We start from the raw sequence: 21950 nt of genomic DNA, 5'->3' as shown, positions 1-21950 counted from the left end.
ATTATGCGATTAATCCGCAATTCCTATTCAAGACTTTTTGCGGTTGGTTTAGATAGTTTTATTATCTACAACCGGAGTTCCGTCAGTCTGAATGTCTAATTCTTCACGGCGCAAGGTTTCTTCCCCGTCAACCGTGCTGCGAACAACTTCTTTTCTGACGTTGACTTCTTCGCGCACGTAGGCTTCCTTGTGAATGTCGGCCGTTTCTTCGTAGACTTCGATGCGTGCAACTTCCCCTGATTGGAAGTCAGCGTCACCGACTGAAACTACTCTACCAGCTTCGACTGGTGTGACTCGCTCGATTACGACTCGTTCTTTTTCAATGGGTACTGAAGCTCTTGCTGTTTCAGTTTCTACCCGCTTACCAACTGCTACTTCGCCTGTTTTGGCGCGGTTTTTGTTGGCAATCAAGCGTTCTTCATAAAGCTTGAGATTTTGGTGGTTTTGTTCGTTGGTTTCATAGAGGGGGCGATCCATATCGTAGCTGTAGTTGCTGCGATCGTAGCTAGCAGGAGTTGCAGTGCTTGCCACAGGTGCTGCTGCTGCTGCTGTGCCGGGATTGCGGTAGATGCCTCTTACCTGTTCTTCGCGATCGTAATCTAGTGGTTCTAATTCATTGTAAGCCGGCAGTTGTTCTGCTTGAGCTTTGCTGCGAAGGCCTGTGGCGTAGACGCGATGGGCTCCGTAGTCGAAGCGGGCCGAGCCGATCGGCAGCAATACTTTTTTACCAAAAATCCAAATGCCGGTATCAACTACCAGATAGCGAAAACGGCCAGTTTCATCAACCAATGCGTCATAAACGGTGCCTACTTTTTCGTCAGAGTCGCCGGCATAAACATCAAATCCCTTGATGTCGTCTCCCGCAAATATTTCTTCCTTATAGTTAGGCTCAAACTCTGCAATTCTTTGAAGTGCCATGTGTTTTTTCCTCGTCGCTCTACTTAAATTAATAGTAGAAATTAATGGCTTAACTTCCCTCTCCCTAAAGTCTGAACTGCTCAATTTAGGGCGTTTAATACTATAGGAATACAGCGCGGTGTCGGTGCTAGCGCACTCAGCGATTCAATACTGGATTGAGTCACAATACGGTTCAGTTAGGGCTAGTGTCATTGCGAGGAACGAAAAAAGATTAGGTACGTTGTTGGGCTTTAGCCCTCTTTCTCTATCAGTCTAAAGAGGGCTAAAGCCCAACAACGTACCTGTAGTTTCAGAATGTTCTAGGAGAGAGGCTTCAGGAAAGCTAGAAATTTTAGGTTTAGAGTGGATTTAGTTGAGCTCTGATGGTTTCTATGCGTTTGCGGTTGACTCCTAAATCCGACTGTCCCAGACGCGAAGCCGATCGCACGTGAATCACCTTTGCCCCATCATCTACCAAAAATTCCACATCATCCACAAAGCCCATCAAAGCACTGCTGAACTCCGCATACAGGTAATTATCGGTTGCGGTGATAATTTTAGTTTTGCCCGAGGACTCGATCGCCCCTTTGAGCTTAGCCATAGCCTCAGCAGGCGACGAAGTGTAAGCCAAAGGCTCAATTTGGTGCTCGGCATCTTGACTGAAGCTGCTGACGCAGTTGGGGGAAGCAGGGCACGCTGCCAGTTTTCCTGATACAATGCCGATATTAGTAGGTCTTTTTCCAGCAAACATGGTTTTTTCTCCGGGAATTAGGATAAAAGTTGCGATCGCCAGTACCGCTACAGCTACCAGCGATATTAAAACAACTAGGACTCTTTTCAATGCTGTCGGCGATTTTGTTTCAACTGTTTGCAAAGGATGAGTTCTCCAGAAAGTGCGATTTAGATCTAATTTTAATATTAATTGAAATTGACATCTCAAACCTAAATAGATTGAGTTTGTTCTTCGAGCAACCAGTAAGTCAGCATTGTTCCTTTACCTTTAACCGTGATAGGCCCCCGTTCTTCAAAAATAAACTGCTCTTTCAAACGCTCGTAAGTCTTCGCCGTCACTTGAATTTTACCCGGCAATCCGTTCGACTCCATCCGCGAAGCAACATTCACAGTATCTCCCCACAGATCGTAGCTAAATTTGCTAATCCCAATAATTCCCGCCACCACCGAACCGCTGTGAATTCCGATCCGCAATTGAAAACCTTCTCCAATTTTGAGATTAAACTTTCTCAAAGCTGCCTGCATATCCAAAGCTAAAAGTGCGATCGCCTCAGAGTGATCTTGGCGCGCCGTCGGCAAACCCCCAACCACCATGTAAGCATCCCCAATCGTCTTAATCTTTTCCAACCCGTGCAACTCAGACAACCGATCGAACTCCGAGAAAATTCCATTCAAAATTTCTACCAACTGCGTCGGACTTTTGTGAGCCGAAAACTCTGTAAAACCCACCAAATCAGCAAACAATACCGTCACCTCATCAAAATGATCCGCGATCGGGTTTTGGCCTTTTTGCAAGCGCTCAGCAATAGGTTTAGGCAAAATATTCAGCAGCAATTTCTCTGTTTGCTCTTGCTGCACTTTCAGTGCTGCTTCAGCTTGTTTCCGCTGAATCAGCGAACCGAGCTGCGTAGCAACCGCACTCACCAATTCCAGCAAGCGCGGCTGAGATTCCAGAACTTTTTCGCGATAAAAAATCAAAATAGCTAACACTTGATTTTCCGCCAAAATTGGCAAACCAAAAGCTGCTTTCAATCCCACATTTACCGCAATTTCCGATCGCAGAAACACTTGTTCCGGTGCAGTAGAAACATCCTCGATCCATTCGGACTGCTGCGACTGCCAAATCCTCCCTGGGAGTCCCACACCAGGAGCAAAAGTTAGCTGCCAACTTGTCTGTCGGAATTGGGCAAAACTCGAATCGCTGACGTACCTGCCTCTAGCACATCTTAAAACGCCGTCACTGTTAGGAATCCAAGCTTCGCCCAGATTCCATTCAATAGTTTGGCAAATTAAACCTAAAATCACATCTATAGCCGACTCAAAATTGTCAGATTTGCTAATAGCTTGAGTTGCCTCCAGCAGCAATCTTGTTTCCATTTCAACCTGACGGCGTTCGGCAATTTCCTGGTGCAACTGGACATTTTGATCGGTCAATTTTTGATTTTTTTCTTGCAGTTGCATTTGCAAAGAACGCACGGTCAGTTGATTGCTCACTCGCGCCAATACTTCTTTCACCTGAAAAGGTTTTGTGATATAATCTGCTCCGCCTACTTCAAAAGCTTTTGCCTTATCTATTCCTTCTTCTAACGCGCTGATAAAAATGATGGGAATTTCGCTAAATTGCGGTTGTAATTTCAGTTTTTGACATAATTCATAACCGTTAATATCCGGCATCATAATATCCAGCAAAATCAAATCTGGGACGCTAGACTGAATTGCATCTATAGCCGAAAAACCATTAGTGACAGGTCTAACTTTATAGCCATTTTTTTGCAAGATTCTAATCAACAAACGCAGATTGTCTGGCGTATCGTCAACTACTAAAATATCTGCTTGATAGTTTTCAGTTTGTTCCGCCTTCATCTCCACGATCTGATTCCTCCGCCTCGGCAACTAAATTGAGAATTTTCTGGTAATCAAAATTATCGAGATGACCCTGGAGGATTTCGGCAAATTCAGGATGAGCATCCCTTATTTCCTCGATTGTTATCCCAATTAAGTCAAAATCAGCACTGCGGATTACCTGCCTCATGTTATCTATCCATTGTGCGGGAAGTATGGGTAAATAAGCAAGCGCATCATTAGACTGGGAGTCAGATAGATTGTGGCGATCGCCCGCTGACATCAAATCCGTTGAGTTAGAGTATAGATACTTCACCCCTAAATGTTTGTGAAGAGTATCAAAGATATCATTTTTGCGGAAGGGTTTGTTAATAAAATCGTCGCAGCCGACGAATAAAGCAAACGATCGCCTCCCTTCAATGGTACTAGCTGTCAAAGCAATAATCTTCGGAATCAGAGGTTCGACACCAGAAACGTTGATTTCCTCCCCCATTGCTGGCTTGGACTCTCTCTGCTGTATCCTGAGTCTAATTTCCATCGTCGCTTCGCAGCCATCCATCACCGGCATTTGCAAATCCATCAAGATTAAGTGCGGCTGCCAGTTTTCCCACATTTCTACCGCTTCACGGCCGTTGCTAGCCTGTTTCACTGCAAAACCCAAGGGAGAAAGCATTTTGACTAAAAGTTGGCGGTTGTCTTTGCGATCGTCCACAACTAAAATCCGGTAGGAAATCCCATCTGGTTCCACTCCCATCACCTGGCTGCTGATTTCCGGGGTAGGAATCGAAGCGGCATCAACTGCATCAACTTCAATCTCAAATCTAAAAATCGTACCTCGATTTTGCTCGCTTTCCACAGTAATATTGCCGCCCATTAGCCGTACAAATTGGCTGCTGATCGTCAAGCCTAAACCCGTCCCTTTTTGAGCTTTTTGACCGGATTCTGTTTGCACGAAGGCTTGAAAAACCTTGCCCAATTCTTCGGGAGAAATGCCACTTCCTGTATCTTCTACTTCAAATTGCAGAAACAACGAACCAGACAAATCTAAATTATTCTCCGTCAAATTTCCACTCTCAGGCAGAGTGTAACTTGTCGAACCATCTAAATTTGTAGGACTTTCAGCCACAATGACAATTTCGCCTTCTGAATCATTTCCTCTTGCTTCTTCTCTATTACTTCTATCTGTCACATCCATGACATCCCCTACATCTGTCCCCGCCGAACTGCCTTGCCTAAGAGGCCTCACTCTTACAGATACCCCGCCAACTCTGGTAAATTTCATGGCATTACTGAGGAGATTGATTAGCACTTGGCGCAGTTTTACCTCATCAGTTCGCACGTACTCCGGAACATCTGTATTTCGCTGGAAAACTAACTGCAAACCTTGATTTTTCGCTCGTAGTTGAAACATATCTTCCATTTCGTCAAGCAAGTCGTAGAGATTGAAGTTTGTCGGAAAAACAATCATCCGGCCCGCTTCGATTTTTGCCAAGTCTAAAGCTTGATTGATTAAAGTCAGCAAGTGTTCGCCGCTGCGGTGAATAATTCTGATATTGTCTCGATCGTCTGCTGTTAGATTCGGGCTAGATTCGACGATTTGAGTAAAACCGAGTATGGCATTGAGGGGGGTACGCAACTCGTGGCTCATGTTGGCGAGAAACGTACTTTTCGCTCTGTTTGCTGCTTGGGCAGCTAATGCAGCCTGTTGCAGTTGTTCTGTGCGTTCCACAATGTCAGCTTCTAAGGTACGCTGGTAATTTGCGAGGACTCTTTCTGCTTCTTTGCGCTCGCTGATGTCTTGAATAGCTGCGATCGCAAAAACAACATTTCCGCTGCTGTCAAAAATTGGCGTAGCAGTTACCTCTAAAGTAATTATCAAACCGTATTGAGTGATTTCAACATCATCAACTTTGACAGATTCCCCTCTCAGCGCCCGTAAAATCGGAAAATTTTCAGGAAAATATAGGCGATCGCTCTCGCCGTTATAAAATTGATCCATTCCACGCCATGTTTGGGCAGCCCTCGCGAGGACAGTTTGTGAATCAAGCAATTCCTGCGCTGCATGATTCAAATACGCGATCGAGCCATCGGGATTGTAAACAGATACCCCCACCGGCAAAGCTCCTAAAAATTGATTCAGCCGACTTTCACTCGCAGATAATTCCTCATTGGCTAGCTTCAAGTCTGCGTTTACCACCTCTAACTCCGCATTGACTCTCTTTAACTCCTCGTTGGCTTGTTGTCGCTTGATAGTTTCAATTGTTAATTTTTGGTCTTGCAAATAACTGTGTATTGCTTCTACTACTGTTATTTGCAAATCTTCATCTTGCCAAGGTTTCTGGATGTATCTGTACAACTTAGCATACTTGATGCTGTTGCTCAGAGCTTGTAAATCGGCTTGTCCCGTCAGCATAATAGTCAGCGTATCGGGCGATTGTTCGTGAATTTGTTTGAGCAGCTCGTCCCCTTTAATATCCGGCATGATGTAATCGGAAAGCACCAAAGCTATTTCATGCTCATCAGCCCGCAAATCTGCCAGCAATTCCAAAGCATCTTCTCCACCTTCTGCCGTTTCAATAATGCACCGATCGCCGATCGCCTTTTTGAGCTCAATCTTTAAGCTTTCCAAAACATCAGGCTCGTCATCTATACAAACAATCACAGGTTTCTTCATAAATTTATTTGCCATTTTTTTGTTGAATATTTACTTATTCAAGGCAAAAAGAGTTGTTTGGTTTCGCTTTTTTTGCCAGTTTCACTGCCTTGCCACCCCAGTCAGCAAGTTGATTTTAGATTTACACCACAGATAAAATTGAGAGCTTTTGCATGATTGTTTGATTTACAGAGAAACTGGTAAGCGATGCAGATAATTTCAAGATTGTTTGTGAATGACTGCAATTCAAGTCTAGTCTAAAATTTTGATATTGCCACCACTAAAGATGAATTGTATCTATTATTTTTAGCCATCAGTCATCCAGAGATTTTTTTTCAGACTTCACCCCTGAAAATTGGATCTGAAGCCTCCCCCTAAACGGGGGAAATCAAACAAAATGATTCATTCCTCCAATCCTCTTCTATCGACTGCTATGGGTAGCTGTCAACTGTCAACTGTCAACTGTCAACTGTCAACTGTCAACTGATCACCCGTACTATTAAACTTCTCTGCTTCGATAATTAAGTTGAGAATTTTTTGGTAATCAAAATTCTCTAGATGACCTTGAAGGATGTCGGAAAATTCAGGATGAGCATCCCTTATTTCCTCGATCGTCCTCGCAATTAAGTCAAAATCAGCACTGCGAATTACCTGCCTCATATTATCCATCCATTCTGCGGGAAGGTTGGGTAAAGAAGCAGAAAAAGTATTAGAATTAGATAGGTTATTGCGCTCGCCCATTGAATCAGAGCCTGTTAAGTCAGAATAAATATAACTCACCCCCAAATGTTTGCTCAGCATATCAAATATATCCATTTTGCGGAAAGGTTTTCTGATAAAGTCATCACAACCCATCAACAAAGAAAAAGCGCGTTTCTCTTCATGGGTACTAGCTGTTAAAGCAACAATCTTCGGGTTCAGGAATTGAGGATTGGGAATATCCATCTTCCCCTCGCCTTGTTCCTCTTCCTTTCTCCGCTGTATCCTCGATCTAATTTCGATCGTCGCTTCGTAGCCGTCCATCACCGGCATTCGCAAATCCATCAAAATCAAGTGCGGCTGCCAATTTTCCCACATTTCTACCGCTTCACGGCCGTTGCTAGCCTCTTCGACTCCGAAACCCAAGCCAGAAAGCATTTTGACTAACAGTTTGCGGTTGTCTGTGCGATCGTCCACAATTAAAATTCGATAGTATGGCTGATCGGGTTCCATTCCAATCACCTCACGGATGATTTTTGGAGTGGCAATTGCAGCGGCATCAACTGCACTAACTTCTATGCCAAATCTAAAAATAGTACCCCGTTCTAGCTGGCTTTCTACAGTTAGAACGCCACCCATTAACCGTACAAATTCATTGCTAATTGTCAATCCCAAACCAGTACCTTGTTGAGCTTTTTGACCGGATGCTGTCTGCACAAATGCTTGAAAAAGATTGCCCATTTCTTCTGGGGCAATACCAACTCCCGTATCTTCTATTTCAAACTCCAAAAACAGAGAATTAGAAATATTTAAATTATCCATTCTTGCCAATACTTTACTTTCAGACTGACGGGAAATTATAGGATTTTCTGGATAATTGCTTGCTTCTAAATCTGAATCTGTCGAATTTTTCAAGGGACTGACAATTTCCCCTTCATCGCTTATTTCGGCTATATTCGCGATCGAATTCGCTGCTGAAATACCTTCTAACTTCCGGCACACTCTTACTGACACCCCGCCGATTTGAGTGAATTTCATGGCATTACTCAGAAGATTGATTAGCACCTGGCGTAGCTTCACTTCATCGGTTCGCACGTACTGCGGAATGTCAGCATCGCGCTGGAAAATCAACTGCAAATCTTGATTTTTCGCTCGCAGGTCAAACATTTCTTGCAATTCGTCAAGCAAGCAGTAAAGGTCAAAGTTAGTCGGAAGAAGTGTCATCCGCCCCGCTTCGATTTTTGCCAAGTCTAAAGCTTGATTGATTAAAGTCAGCAAGTGTTCGCCGCTGCGGTAAATAATTCTGATATTTTCTCGGTCTTCTACTGTCAAATTCGGGCTGGGTTCGACGATTTGAGTAAAGCCGAGTATGGCATTGAGGGGTGTACGCAACTCGTGGCTCATGTTGGCAAGGAAGGTACTTTTCGCTCTGTTTGCTGCTTCGGCGGCGAAGGCAGCTTTTTGCAGTTGTTCTGTGCGTTCTACAATTTCAGCTTCTAAGGTGCGCTGGTAATTGGATAGGAAATTTTCTAATTCTTTGCGCTGGCTGATGTCTTGAATAACTGCGATCGCAAAAACAATATTTCCGTTGCCGTCAAAAATGGGTGTGGCACTTATTTCTAGAGTGATTGTCAGCCCGTATTGAAGGATTTCAACTTCATTCACCTTGACATATTCCCCTCTCAGCGCCCGCAAGATCGGAAAATTTTCAGGGAAATACAGCCGATCGTTTTCGGCGTCATAAAATTGAGAACCTGCAACTAATTGTTCAACACTGTTGCCTAGCATACTGTCTGCCAAGCCAGTATCTGCATCCAGCAACTGGTTGGTGGCATGATTGATATAGGCGATAGAGCCGTCGGGATTGTAAACAGATACCCCCACAGGCAAAGCTGCTAAAAATTGATTTAACCGGCTTTCACTCGCCGACAATTCCTGGTTTACTATCTGCAACTGCTTGTTTGCTTCTCGCCCCTTAATAACTTCATCAGCCAACTTTTGGTCTTGCAAATAGCTGTGAACTGCTTCTACTACTGTTAACTTCAAATCTTCCTTTTGCCAAGGTTTGGGGATGTAGCGGTACAGCTTGGCATACTTGATAGCGTGACCCACAGCCTCTAAATCTGCTTGGCCAGTCAGCATAATTTTCAGCGTATTGGGCGATCGTTCATGAATTATTTGGAGCAGTTCGTCTCCTTTGATATCCGGCATGATATAATCAGAAACAACTAAAGCTATTTCGTGTTCGTCAGCCTGTAAATCTGTTAATAACTCTAAAGCATCTTCTCCTCCTTGCGCTGTTTCAATAATACACCGATCGCCGATCGCCTTTTTTAGTTCAATCTTTAAACTGTTCAGAACATCAGCTTCGTCATCAATACAAACAATCACAGGTTTTTTCATGATTTTGCTTCCCGGAGTTTTTTTTGCTTCTCTCTTTGCTGCTACAATTTTGGTAAAAAATCAGATTTCAACCGATTTTTTTACCAACTTTTTTGGGTAACACTAGATTGAGTTGAATCTCGATCGCCATTTCAATGTGATCCTCTAGAGGAAATCTCCCGATCGACCTTCACGCCTGAAAATTGGATCTGAAGCCTCCCCCTAAACGGGGGAAATCAAACAAAATGATTCATTGCTCCAATCCTCTTCTATCGATGGAAGAGGTAGCTGTCAACTGTCAACTGTCAACTGTCAACTGTCAACTGATGAACTCTACCATGCTATTTTTATGCCTCGGCAATTAAAGTGAGAATTTTCTGGTAGTCAAAATTATTGAGATGATCCTGGAGAATTTCGGCAAATTCAGGACGATCGTACCTTAATTCCTCGATCGTCCTCGCAATTAAGTCAAAATCAGCGCTACGTATTACCTGCCTCATGTTTTCTATCCATTCTGCGGGAAGTGCGGGCGAGTAAGCAAGCGCAGCATTAGAGGTAGCCTCAGATTGATTGTGGAGATCGCCCGTTGGGATAAAATCAGTTGAGTAAGAGTAGAGGTACCTCACTCCCAAATGTTTGTGGAGCGTATCAAATATATCAGTTTTGCGGAAAGGTTTGCTAATAAAATCGTCGCAGCCTATAGATAAAGCAGACGATCGTTTCTCTTCAATAGTGCTAGCTGTCAAAGCAACAATCTTCGGAATCACAGAGCCGTTTTCTTGTCGCTCTTGCTCTTGCTGCTGTATTCTGTTCCTAATTTCTTTAGTAGCTTCATAGCCGTCCATCACTGGCATTCGCAGATCCATCAAAATTAAATGCGGCTGCCAATTTTCCCATATTTCTATTGCTTCGCAGCCATCGCTAGCCTCTCGCACTCCAAAACCCAAGGGAGAAAGAATTTTGACTAAAAGTTGGCGGTTGTCTTCGCGATCGTCTACAATTAAAATTCTATAGCAGGGTTGATTTGGTTCCAACCCAGTAACTTCCCGGTTAATTTCTGGGGCAGGAATATTAGCAACATCAACCACACCTACTGGAATCTCAAATTTAAAATTTGTGCCGCGTTCTAATTCACTTTCTACGACGATTTCTCCTCCCATCAGCCGGACAAATTGACGGGTAATAGTCAATCCCAAACCCGTACCCTTTTGAGTTCTTTGACCCGAAGATGTTTGCACAAATGCCTTGAAAATATTCCCCAATTCTTCCGAAGCAATACCAACGCCTGTATCTTCTATTTCAAACTGAAGGAAAATTACCCGCTCGTCAGTTAAATCATCAGCCTCATCTGTGGGTACAACAGTTGCCACATCAATTCTATTGGTGGCAAAGTCTCTAATACTTTTTGTAGTATCAATGCAAGCTGTGGGATTCCCCAATAAATCAACTATTCTAGATTTTTCTAATTGTGAAACCCTTAAAACGATCGAACCTTGTTCCGTAAACTTAATTGCATTGCTGAGAATATTTATCAGCACTTGCCGCAGTTTGACATCATCGGTTCGCACGTACTGGGCAACGTCATTTGCTCGCTGAAAAAGCAACTGAACCTCTTGATTCTTTGCCCGCATTTGAAACATATCTTGTAAATCGTCAAGCAAGCGGTATAAGTCGAAGTCTTTAGGGTCAAGTATCATCCGCCCCGCTTCAATTTTTGACAAGTCTAAAACTTCATTGATCAGGGCCAGCAAGTGTTCGCCACTGCGGCGAATAATACTCAGATTTTCGTGGTTTTCGACAGTAAAATTGGAGCTGCCTTCCATGATTTGTGCAAACCCCAGTATCGAATTGAGAGGAGTCCGCAATTCATGGCTCATATTGGCCAAAAACGTGCTTTTAGCTTTGTTTGCAGCTTCAGCAGCTAAGGCGGCTTGTTGCAGTTGTTCTGTGCGTTCGTCTATTTTGGTTTCTAAGGTGTGCTGGTAATCTGCTAGTATTTTTTCGGCTCGTTTGCGATCGGTAATATCTTGAAAAGCTGCGATCGCATAAACAATATTTCCCCTAGCGTCAAAAATTGGGGTAGTATTGATCTCGATCGCAATTATTTTGCCATCTTGACGGATTTCTACATCGTCAACCCTGACAAATTCTCCTTTGAGCGCGCGCAAAATTGGTAGATTGTCCGGCGGGTAAAGCTCATCAGTATTGGCAACATAAAGTTGATAAGTTGCAGCTAATTGTTCCGCAGTGCTTTCCGGGATAGTGTCTGCACCCAGCAAATCCCGCGCTGCTTGGTTGAAATAGGCGATCGAGCCGTCGGGATTGTAAACAGATACCCCCACGGGCAGAGCTGCTAAAAATTGGTTCAGGCGGCTTTCGCTCGCCGACAGCGCCGCATTTACTTCTTGCCGCTTCAGGATTTCATCTGTTAACTTTTGGTCTTGCAAGTAACTGTGAATTGCTTCTACTACCGTTAATTTCAAATCTTCATTGTGCCAAGGTTTAGGGATGTAACGGTACAATTTAGCATACTTTATAGCATTGCTCAGAGCTTCCAAATCAGCTTGCCCAGTCAGCATAATAGTCAGCGTATCGGGCGATCGTTCGTGAATTTTTTTAAGCAGTTCATCCCCTTTAATATCCGGCATAATATAATCGGAAAGCACCAACGCAATCTCGTATTCATCCGCCTGCAAATCTTCCAGTAACTCTAAAGCATCTTCCCCCCCCTCAGCCGTTTCAATAATACACCGATCCCCGATCGCCTTTTTCAGTTCAATCTTTAAACTGTTCAAAACATCAGGTTCGTCATCAATACATACAATCACAGGTTTTTTCATAATAACTTTGCCAGCCCAGATTTGATCGTATCTATTAACTCTTTACTTTTCCACGGTTTGTACAAACAGCAGTATAAATCGGCTTCTTCTACTGCCCGCTGAAGAGCAGCTTTATCCGCTTGCCCCGTCAACATCACCTTAACGATTTTAGGATATTTTTGGTGAACTCTAATTAACAGTTCGTCACCTTTAATTCCCGGCATCAGCCAATCAGAAACAACCACAATCACCTCAGCTTCTGCTGGAAACTCCTCCAGTAAATCTAAAGCTTCATCACCACTTTCAGCTAATTCGTAAAAATAATCATCTTTAAATTCATTCTTGAGCTGCATCTTGAGAGTCTTCAAGATATCGGGTTCATCGTCAACGCAAAGAATTACAGGCTTATTCATCTTTTGCTCTCTGCTATTATTTTAATGGGTTTACCGACATGACTTGCTTCTGTGTTATTGATTTGGGGCGAGGATGCACTATCTATGTCCCCTATTTTATTTTAATAGAACTTCACAAAAGAAACCCGGTCAATCGCAATAAATCTTATGTTTGTCAGCGAGACAGCCCCTGTCGCTATCGGGAATCAGCCCCTGCGGATAATACCATTTTGGCATTGGAGGATTGGGGATGTTCGATTGGGTATCACTGATGACAATCGGGGTTTGGTGCTTGCTGACAGTGGCATTCTTTTTTTAACAGGTGTAAGTTTAGTTTAATAGATTGGGAGGGAGACTGTAAAGCTTGTCTGTCCCGGTACCGACTCTACAGCAATTGTACCTTCATGTTTGTCAACAATTTTTCTCACGATGTCCAATCCCAAACCGCTACCTTCCCCCGCAGATTTAGTCGTAAAAAATGGGTGAAAAATTTTGGGAATAACTTCTGGGGGAATACCTTTGCCGTCATCAGTAAATTTGAGGACAAGATTTGTCTCTTGCTGCTTAGTTTCAATCGTCAAAATACCTTTATAATCCATTGCTTGCAGGGCATTGTGAATTAGATTTGTCCAAACTTGATTTAAGTCATCGGGATAGCACATAATTTTCGGTAAATCTCCATAGTTTTTGACTACTTCTATGCCGTGTTTCAGTTGATTTTGATAAAGAGTTAGCACCATTTCAATGCCATCATGCAAGTTCGCCTGCACTTTTTCTTGCTTGCTATCGAAATGAGCGTAGCTTTTTAAGGCAAATACTACTTTTCCCGACTTGGCTGTCGCTCTTTGGATCAGGCTAATACTTTTTTTAAAGCTCGCAAACTGGTAAGCAGTATTGAAAACCACTTCCCAATCCGGCAATTTAAAAAATGGCAACAATTCTTCTATGCGATCGTAAATCTCCATGTCAACTAAACTATCCGCTATTTCTTCCGCATTTTCAATGCCTCCTGCCATCAACTCGTTAGTCAACTGCTGCTTAATTTTGCGCTTTTCTCTGCTAGTAAATAGCGTTTCGTGATTTATAGATCTGTGCAGCAAAGCTAAAAAACAAGCTTGGCTTTCTTCAGAAAGTTGTTGAAAAAATTGAGGCATTTTTTCTAAATTTTCGTCCCAAAAATTAGAAATATTATCGATAGATGAACCTATGATGCCCAGCGGAGTATTGATTTCGTGGGCAATGCCGGCAATCAGTTGTCCCAGTGCCGCCATTTTTTCCGATTGAATCAAATGCTCTTGTGTCGCTTGCAATTGGTAGATAGCAGTTGCTAAATCTTGATTTTTTTCTTGCAAACTTTGTTGCAAAGAACAAATTTTTAAATGAGTTTCGATGCGGGCTAAAACTTCTTCAACCTGAAACGGTTTGGTAATAAAGTCCACTCCCCCAACTGCAAAAGCTTTAACTTTATCCATCACGTCGTTAATCGCACTGATGAAAATCACCGGGATGTCTTTTGTTACTTCAGAATCTTTGAGGTGCTGACAAACTTCATAGCCATCCATCTCCGGCATCATAATATCCAGCAGGACTATATCTGGGGGCATTTTTTGAGCGGCAGACAGTGCTAGCTTGCCGTTGGGAACCGGGCGAACTTGATAGCCTTTGTCGCTCAAAATTCCTGCCAGCAGCCGCAGGTTTTGTGGCGTGTCGTCCACCACTAAAATATTAGCTCGATTGGTGTTGGGTAAAGTTAAATTCATCGGTATTTACTGTTGTTCGCTGCGCTCGATTATGGTCAAAATTCTGTCATATTCAAAATTATTAATGCAATCTTGAAGCGTGGCAGCCAGAGAGGGGTTGATAGTGCCGATTTGTGCAATCGAACTGGCGATCGCCTCCATGTCTACACTCAAAATATTTTGCTTGAATTGAACCCTCCAGTCTGGAGAAAGAGAGGCGATCGCCTCTGGTGTCAGCACATCCTGACTAGACTCCCCCGCACCCCCCATACTGACCTCTGTTGGCTCTTCATAAATATAGCGTACTCCTAAATGTTTCCCCATGGCCGCAAAGATATCTTCCTCTCGGAACGGTTTCCGCATAAAATCATCGCAACCCGTCGAAAGAATCACCGCCCGTTCTTCCTCCAAAACACTAGCAGTCAGGGCAACAATCGCCGTTGCTTGCCCGCCAGTTGTAGTTTTAATCTGTTTCGTTGCCTCGTACCCGTCCATTACAGGCATTCTCATGTCCATCCAAATTAGATGCGGTTCCCAATCCCTAAAAATATCCACCGCTTCTTGACCGTTATTCGCTTCTCTCAACAGAAATCCCAACGGACTGAGAAGTTTTACTAACAGTTGGCGGTTCAAAGGTTTGTCGTCCACAATTAGCAAGCGGTAAGGTGGCTGATTCGGTTCGAGGGCAACAACTCGACGTAGAGCTTTTTTGCTTTCAATATCACTAGCTTCCACTAGATGAACTTGGATGTCAAACTGAAATAGCGCACCCTTGCCCACCTCGCTGCTAACAGTAATTTCACCTCCCATCAATTGCACGAACTGGCGGCTGATCGCTAAACCTAAACCCGTGCCTTCTTGAGAATCTTTACCCGTTGTTGTCTGCACAAATGCTTCAAACAACTGATGGATTTCTTCGGTGGCAATGCCTGCACCAGTATCTTGAACTTCAAAGTGAAGCGAGTAGCGGCCGGGCATTTCATCAGCGCTGTTTTTGTGTAAATTCCGCTTTCCTCCTTTCACTTGCACAGACACTCCACCTTGTGAAGTAAATTTAATTGCATTGTTGAGCAAATTAATTAATACTTGGCGCAATTTCACTTCATCTGTGGAAATGTAATGGGGAACTTCTGCATCTCGATCGAAGATTAATTGCAAGTCTTTTTCCTCAGCTTTGAGAGCAAACATATCTTCTAAATCGTCGAGAAGTCGGTATAAATCGAAACTTTTTTCATTAATGGTAGTGCGTCCGGCTTCAATTTTTGACAAGTCTAAAACTTGGTTAATTAACGTCAGCAAATGCTCGCCGCTCCGCAGGATAATCCCGACATCTTCTTGATTTTCGGGAGACAAATTTTTACTGCGGATCATGACTTGAGCAAAGCCGATGACTGCGTTCAGGGGCGATCGCAATTCGTGGCTCATATTGGCGAGAAACGTACTTTTAGCTTTGTTGGCTGCTTCGGCGGCTTCTTTCGCCTGCTCCATTTTGATTTGTGCTTGTTTGCTATCCGTAATATCTTTAATAAAACCTTCGTGATAAAGTAGATTTCCTGCGGGATCGCACACGGCCCGACAATTTTCGGAAATCCAGATGATGCTACCATCTTTGCGGTAAATTTCCGATTCAAAGTTAGACAGTATCCCGTACTCGTCGATCAGCGCTACAAATTCGCTGCGGCGGTTGGGTTTCACGTAAAGCTGGTTCTTGAAATTCGGCTGTGCTGCGATTAATTCTGCGGGCGATTCGTAACCGTAGAGTTCAGCTAAAGCGGGGTTGGCGCTGAGGTATGTCCCGTCAGCAGCAGTTTGAAAAATGCCATTCAAAGCATTTTCATAAATGTTGCGATACTTTTCTTCTGCTTCGCGGAGGGCGGTTTCTGCTTTTTGGCGATCGGTAATATCGCTCGAAATCGAGAGAAAACAAGCTTCTCCCTCAATATCGATGGTTTCAATAGACAGCAGGGCCGTTCTTTCTGTACCGTTTTTTTTGCGAAACCTCAGCTCGTAATTGTGAAGGGCTGTCTGGTTTCTTAACATTTGAATCATGCGATCGCGCTCTCCTAGACTCGCCCAAAAATTCAGATCTACGGCTGTTTTGCCAATAATTTGGTCGTGCGTGTAGCCAATCATCCGGCAAAAGCTTTCATTAACTTCTATGTGGCGACCGTCACTGATTCTCGTGATCGTAATTGCATTTGGACTAGAACGAAAAGCTTTAGAAAACTTTTCTTTTGCCTTGGCAAGAGCGGCGGTACGTTCTGCAACTTGCACTGCTAAGTTTTGGTTGTATTCTTTTAACAGTTGCTCCGCTTGTTTGCGTTCCGTAATATTTTGAAAAGCGCACATCCCGTAGATAATATGTCCTTGGGCGTCGTAAATAGGAGTTCCCCAAACTTGTAGGGGAACAGTTTTGTCACTGGAGGAGATTTCCATGTCATCGACAGTGACACTTTTACCCTGCAAAGCATTTAAAATAGGGTCGTGTTCCGCCGGGTAAATTTCCTGGGTTCCAGCTAAATAAACTTTGTAAGCTTGGCGCAAATTTTCGGCATCTGCTGCTATGATTCCTTGACCAAAAAGTTGCTCTCCTATAGGATTAATGTAGTGAGGTTTACCATTTTTTTCGACAATAAAAATGCCTAGCGGTACTGCATCGAGAAATTGTTTAACTCGGCTTTCACTTTCCGAGAGCGAAGTAAATGAATGCTGCAATTGCTCTGCCATGCTGTTAAAAGCAGTGGCAAGTTCTCCGAGTTCGTCAGAACGATAACTCACTAATTTTGTATCCCACTCATTGCTCGCCAAAGCTTTCGCGGCCAAATTTAACATTAAAATCGGTCGCACCACCCATTTCGCAGTCAGAATCCCTAGAATTGTTGCTGTTATCAAAGCTGCAACCGACAGCCAAATTGTCGTGCGCGTATTAGAGTTAATTTGCTCCATAAAATCAGACTCTGACACAACCACCACAACCAGCCAATTTAAGCCGTATTCGTCAGTAATGGGAAAAACTTGGAGAAATTCTTGTTGCCCGTCGATCTTAAATTCAAATTGATAGTTTTGCTGAATATTTTTTAAACTGACGAAGTGATTTTTCAAAAAAGCAACACTAGAGCGCATAATTAAATTATCGCTGTTTACTGCTTGAATGCGTTTGGAATCTTTGGCTTTTCCCGTTAATATGGCTTGACTTTTAATCGAGCTTGCCACTAAATCACCTGTCGGTTCGAGAATAAATACTTGCCCTGAACGACCAAATTTTAGCGTTTGCAAAAAATGACTAATTTGGTTGATTCCCAATTCAGAGGCGATAACTCCTAACAGTTTGCCACTGCTATTATAAAAAGGTCTGCTCGCTTTTATTTGCAGCACGTTATAGCCAAAATTTATGTAAACTTCGCTCCAAGTAGGCTTTCCTTGCTTGATAGCACTCGTATAAAAAGGACGGTTACGTGGATCGTAGTTAGGAACTTTTTTAGCAAGTTTGACGCGGTTGGCATTATTGTCGATGTTGTAGTAGTAAAGATCGCCGCCACCTGGGGTCAGTTGTTCTGCAATCTGCGGTTGTTCCGAAGTTGATTCTCTATCGATCCAACCGACACGGAAAGATTGACCTTCTGCATTGGCAAGGCCAGCATTGCCTAAAGAAGGGAAAGCTTGAACTTGCCGCCAAAAATAAAGTTCAGCTTCTGAGAGTTTTTGAAAGTCTAACAAGCCCTGTTGCAGGGCATAATAGTTAATTTGATTGACTTGTTGGGGAACTTGGAGGTAGCTTTTGACGCGATCGTAAACTCGGTTGCTAATTTCTTGTCGCAACTGAGCGGCCACATCGTTGACCGCGCGCTGACCGTTTTGGAACGACAGCCAACCTACAACTCCTACTATGCCAACAATTTGCACTAAAAAAGGAAGCACGAGCACAGTTTGTAATGGAGCTTTGCCGATAATTTTGGTAGCAAAGCGATTCAGCGGTTTAGGAAACATATTCATCCTAAAAATAATTGAAATTGGTCGTGGAAATTAGTAGATCTTAAAGTCTTGGAGCGATACAGGAGGGAGTTGTCTCAAATCCGGTTCCTGACTCATCGTAAAAGTGTTGGCGATCGCCTTTTGAGAGTTTTGAGGACTTCCCTCGTGACTGCACAATTAGAGTTTTTTAACCTGATTTGCGAGTGCGAAGCAATCCTGGGTGTTGGCGATCGCGATCGGATCGCTTGCCTTCCGGTCTTCGGACACGCAATAGAGATGTCCGCGGCATAAGTAGGTGGTTACAAATAAAGATTACATCAGTTGGGCGGGTGAAAGCGCTGCTCTACTAGCTTCTATCATAGAATTTTAACCGACACCAGCCCTTACAAGAGAATCAGGTTTTTTTTGATGACCTACTTACTTGTTGCGGGAAATGCAGATTGGTATAACTGCTATGCAGATATTGTCCGTACTGACAACTGTCCAGGGTATTAATTTAAATTAATCTAGCGTATTTCAAGAGAAAGTTTTTGGAGAACTATCGATGCAGGTGATTGGGTACGATCGCACTATCCGCAGCCACCGGCACCCGAAACACCTGCATTTACCTGCGATTCAACTCCACCCTTTCGCCGTAACGCAACAACATATCCAAGCTTTCCAAACGATTTTGCCAAGTTTGCACCTGATAGCTATTTTCCCCAGAATGCAAGCGCATCGTAGATTGAAATTGAGCTTCAAAACTCGCCAACAATCTTTTAGCAGTTGTTAAGCTTTCGGCAGAAGGACTTGCAGCCAATCTGCTCAAGGCAACACCCAATTCCTCCGATCGACTTTTGAGAACTTTCAATTCAGATTCCGACACCCGCAACTGATTGTTAGCCAACAAAAAACTCCATTCCTGCTTGAGAGCAGTATAGCGCGAAGCTGCTGCTGCAAAGGGCTGGCGGTAAGGAATTGGTTCGGAAGCAGAAGTTGTTAGCGAAGCCCTGGTAGACGATCGCACTCTGACACCTTGAGTCCGGTTAAAAAAGCCCTGCATCCCGCTGCTGATACTTTCCACCGCAAAAATAGCATAGCCCCCAGTCGGCAAATCGCGCAAAGCTTGAATTTGGTCGATCGCCACAACTTCCGGGAGTGTCAACAACTTAACCGAGGGAGAAATCAAGGCCGAACCGAGCATTTGTTCCTTTGCTAGCGGTTCCGTAATGCGTTGAAGTCGGTTCGTATCCAAAGCATAAGTCATCGGCACAATCAAGTCTACAATCCCCTGACGGGCCCAAACTTCCCAATTTTGCTGAATTTTGTAAATCCGCTGACTTTCGGGGTGGGGAAACACCGCGACTGACAGAATAGTGCGCGGATAATTCTGCCGCAAAAGCTGAGATACTTCAGCTACAAAACTATTAATTTGATTGGTTTTAAACTCAACCCACTGGCGCCACAAATTGCCAGAACTCGGCGAAATATTCACCGGATCGGTACCAGTTAACTGTTTAAATTGCTGCCTTGCTGCTGAACCGTAACCGTAGACAAAACCTGCATTGTCATCTTGAAAAGGATAGCGAATGTAGTCTAATTGCACACCATCTACTTTGTATTTGCTGGTAATTTCGCTGATAATTCTTAGTAAATAATTCCGCGCTTCCGGGTTTGCAGGATCGAGATAAAATTTTCCATCGTTAGGGTTTTGGGTGCGTCCTTTATTGTCAATGTTTGCCCAATTTGGATAGGCCGAAAGTACCGGGCCTGGATAAGAACCAGGTTTGCCAATTAAAGTATTGTGGCGTTTATTGCCCGTGGCAAAAGTCCAAATCCAAGCGTGCAGTTCTATGCCTCGCTCGTGGGCTAATTTAACCGCAGATTCCAGAGGATCCCAGCCAACTGTGAGGGGGTTTTGTTGCGGTGCAACTTGACTGGGATAAATCGGATATCCGGCATTTAAAGTTTCAAAGAAAACCGTATTGATTCCGGCGGCGGCAAGTCGATCGAACACCGAGGCCAAACCCTGTTCCGATCGCGCTGCGACGATCGTACCGCGATCGAGCCAAACGGCGCGAATTTCCGCCCCAACGCGCTGCCCTTCCTGGGGGTAATTTTGCCACAGCAACTGGCGCGCTTGCACCCACTGCTGCCTGATCTCAGCGTATTTTTGCTCTTGCAGGAGTTGGTCAAAATTTTGCAAAACCTGACGGGCCTTGGCGATCGCCCCTGTGGTTGCTGCTGGCAAAACCAACGGGCGACTCGCCTGCGGCCCACCGACACTGTTGTTTGACGCCACCAATTGAGGGGGGATAGCAGCATTGATATTGACCGCAGTATTGCCTGAATTAGCTGCTGTCAGGGCGCTTTCAAACCTGCCGAGGAGGTTGGTGAGTTCTTGGCGCATCAAGTAGGCTTCAATGCTGACGATCGGCTTATTGGAATTTATCTGCACGTCCAAACCCGCAGGCGCCGACTGATCCGAAGGGTCTGTAAAAGTTGCAGGTACGGGATCGGGAAGGGGGGGAGAAGGAGAAAGTCGGCTCAGCGGAGTATTGCGCGGCGAACTGGGGGTATTTCTCGTGACCCTGGAGGGGGGATTTGGCAGCGGTGGTGCGGCTGCTGTTGGCGGCTCGACAGGCCTACCCACAGTTCCTCCCCAGCGGGCGATCGAGGCCCGCAGCCAAGCCGAGTCTATATTTGGAGAACCGTCGCTACCCCAGCGCCAGCCGAGATAGGTAGCGCGATCGGTGGCGATCGCAGCGGAGGAACCGGAACTATCTTTCCAGGTAGCGATGGTTTGACTGTTCGCGTCGGCGGGAATCAAGACGCCGCCTTGAACCGAGGCATTTTTTTGTTCTGGGGGAACCCAGTTGCTAGAACTGGTACAAGCGAGATCGCGGCAGCGGGTGCGGGGTTGCACACCTCCCCGCTGAGTCAACGGAAAAGCCCAATAGGCTCCGAGGAGCGATCGTAAAGATTGACGTACCAAGGCTGGGGAACTGCGGCCGACTGGGCCCGAAGCAATCAAGCGGCCTCCCTGTTTTGTCCAAGCTTCTAAAACTTTAATTTGCGCCGGAGTCAAAGTTTCTATATTGGGCAAAAACAGCACGTTAACGCCTGCTAAATCCGCCAAATTTTTGATGTCTTCGAGATTTATTGGTTTGTAAGCAATGCCGCTTTCCCAGAGGCGCGTGGTAATCTTCACCCAGTCGGGGGAATTCTCGGAACTGCGAACAACTCCCAGAACTACTTGGGCAAAACTGGGAGAGGGAAATAGGATCGAGAGATTGAATAATGTACTCGCTAGAGTGCCAATGAAGACTCTTTGCAAGAAGGTGAAAAAGCGAATTTCTTGATTTCTATCGGGCTTTTTGATTTGTTGTATTGACACGAGAATTACCCACCACACCACTTAGGAAAATTTCAATAAAAATTTCGAGGAATTAATCCGCACACTACAGTTTTTTATCACGTCCTGCAACCTAAATCAGGAAAATATGCGATCGCCCGCCTACAATGGGATCGAATTCGAGCGAACCGATCTCAGGTGCGATCGAACGATCGCCATAAAAAAGGTTTGTAGTGAGGACTTTAGTCCGCATTTAGGAAGGACTGAAGTCCTCACTACAAACCTTACTTACTGTTTGTAGTGAGGACTTTAGTCCGCATTTAGGAAGGACTGAAGTCCTCACTACAAACCTTACTTACTGCTTGTAGTGAGGACTTTAGTCCGCATTTAGGAAGGACTGAAGTCCTCACTACAAACCTTACTTACTGTTTGTAGTGAGGACTTTAGTCCGCATTTAGGAAGGACTGAAGTCCTCACTACAAACCTTAC

The 21950-nt window shown here is 44.3% G+C and carries 11 protein-coding genes; 1 reads left to right on the top strand and 10 read right to left on the bottom strand.

Annotation, left to right across the window (positions count from 1 at the left end; translation table 11 throughout):
* Positions 1-48: 48 nt before the first annotated feature.
* From QZ938_RS03135 to QZ938_RS03095, 9 genes are all read right to left on the bottom strand, one after another.
* On the bottom strand, positions 49-918 hold the full coding sequence (locus QZ938_RS03135; protein ID WP_293146471.1) for a DUF2382 domain-containing protein: 870 nt from the start codon (positions 916-918) through the stop codon (positions 49-51).
* A 337-nt stretch (positions 919-1255) separates the two neighbouring features.
* Positions 1256-1771: a DUF1499 domain-containing protein gene (locus QZ938_RS03130; protein WP_293146469.1), complete on the bottom strand. Its 516-nt coding sequence runs from the start codon at positions 1769-1771 to the stop codon at positions 1256-1258.
* 68 nt (positions 1772-1839) lie between these two features.
* Positions 1840-3498, bottom strand: coding sequence for an adenylate/guanylate cyclase domain-containing protein (locus QZ938_RS03125; protein ID WP_293347896.1), 1659 nt, complete (start codon positions 3496-3498; stop codon positions 1840-1842).
* A complete protein-coding gene (locus QZ938_RS03120; protein ID WP_293363069.1) occupies positions 3473-6145 on the bottom strand; it encodes a response regulator in 2673 nt (890 codons plus the stop codon). The genes QZ938_RS03125 and QZ938_RS03120 overlap by 26 nt, the downstream gene beginning before the upstream one ends.
* 444 nt (positions 6146-6589) lie before the next feature.
* Positions 6590-9226 carry a response regulator gene (locus QZ938_RS03115; protein ID WP_293347890.1) on the bottom strand — a complete coding sequence of 879 codons (2637 nt, stop codon included), beginning with the start codon at positions 9224-9226 and terminating at the stop codon, positions 6590-6592.
* Positions 9227-9552: 326 nt separating this feature from the next.
* A complete protein-coding gene (locus QZ938_RS03110; protein ID WP_293347888.1) occupies positions 9553-12045 on the bottom strand; it encodes a response regulator in 2493 nt (830 codons plus the stop codon).
* Positions 12042-12437, bottom strand: coding sequence for a response regulator (locus tag QZ938_RS03105; protein ID WP_293146459.1), 396 nt, complete (start codon positions 12435-12437; stop codon positions 12042-12044). Before QZ938_RS03105 ends, QZ938_RS03110 begins: the two co-directional genes overlap by 4 nt.
* A gap of 314 nt (positions 12438-12751) precedes the next feature.
* On the bottom strand, positions 12752-14176 hold the full coding sequence (locus QZ938_RS03100; RefSeq protein WP_293146457.1) for a response regulator: 1425 nt from the start codon (positions 14174-14176) through the stop codon (positions 12752-12754).
* A gap of 6 nt (positions 14177-14182) precedes the next feature.
* On the bottom strand, positions 14183-18148 hold the full coding sequence (locus QZ938_RS03095; protein ID WP_366863147.1) for a PAS domain S-box protein: 3966 nt from the start codon (positions 18146-18148) through the stop codon (positions 14183-14185).
* Positions 18149-18217: 69 nt separating this feature from the next.
* Between QZ938_RS03095 and QZ938_RS03090 the strand changes: the two genes are divergently transcribed.
* Positions 18218-18418 (top strand): hypothetical protein, encoded by a 201-nt coding sequence (locus tag QZ938_RS03090; protein WP_293146453.1) that lies wholly within the window; start codon positions 18218-18220, stop codon positions 18416-18418.
* 313 nt (positions 18419-18731) lie between these two features.
* Here QZ938_RS03090 and QZ938_RS03085 read toward each other — a convergent pair whose 3' ends face one another.
* The gene (locus QZ938_RS03085; protein ID WP_293146451.1) at positions 18732-21503 is read right to left on the bottom strand and encodes a family 10 glycosylhydrolase; all 2772 of its coding nucleotides are present in this window, start codon (positions 21501-21503) and stop codon (positions 18732-18734) included.
* Between the last annotated feature and the right edge of the window lie 447 nt (positions 21504-21950).

The sequence above is a fragment of the Microcoleus sp. CAWBG27 genome (assembly GCF_020883145.1).
Classification (GTDB): domain Bacteria; phylum Cyanobacteriota; class Cyanobacteriia; order Cyanobacteriales; family Microcoleaceae; genus Microcoleus.
This window is presented reverse-complemented; position numbering and strand designations above follow the sequence as displayed.

What these genes read in the sequence shown, in the direction of transcription:
- QZ938_RS03135 (WP_293146471.1), bottom strand. Translation starts at nt 918, where the DNA reads ATGGCACTTCAAAGAATTGCAGAGTTTGAGCCTAACTATAAGGAAGAA.
- QZ938_RS03120 (WP_293363069.1), bottom strand. Translation starts at nt 6,145, where the DNA reads ATGAAGAAACCTGTGATTGTTTGTATAGATGACGAGCCTGATGTTTTG.
- QZ938_RS03115 (WP_293347890.1), bottom strand. Translation starts at nt 9,226, where the DNA reads ATGAAAAAACCTGTGATTGTTTGTATTGATGACGAAGCTGATGTTCTG.
- QZ938_RS03110 (WP_293347888.1), bottom strand. Translation starts at nt 12,045, where the DNA reads ATGAAAAAACCTGTGATTGTATGTATTGATGACGAACCTGATGTTTTG.
- QZ938_RS03105 (WP_293146459.1), bottom strand. Translation starts at nt 12,437, where the DNA reads ATGAATAAGCCTGTAATTCTTTGCGTTGACGATGAACCCGATATCTTG.
- QZ938_RS03100 (WP_293146457.1), bottom strand. Translation starts at nt 14,176, where the DNA reads ATGAATTTAACTTTACCCAACACCAATCGAGCTAATATTTTAGTGGTG.
- QZ938_RS03095 (WP_366863147.1), bottom strand. Translation starts at nt 18,148, where the DNA reads ATGAATATGTTTCCTAAACCGCTGAATCGCTTTGCTACCAAAATTATC.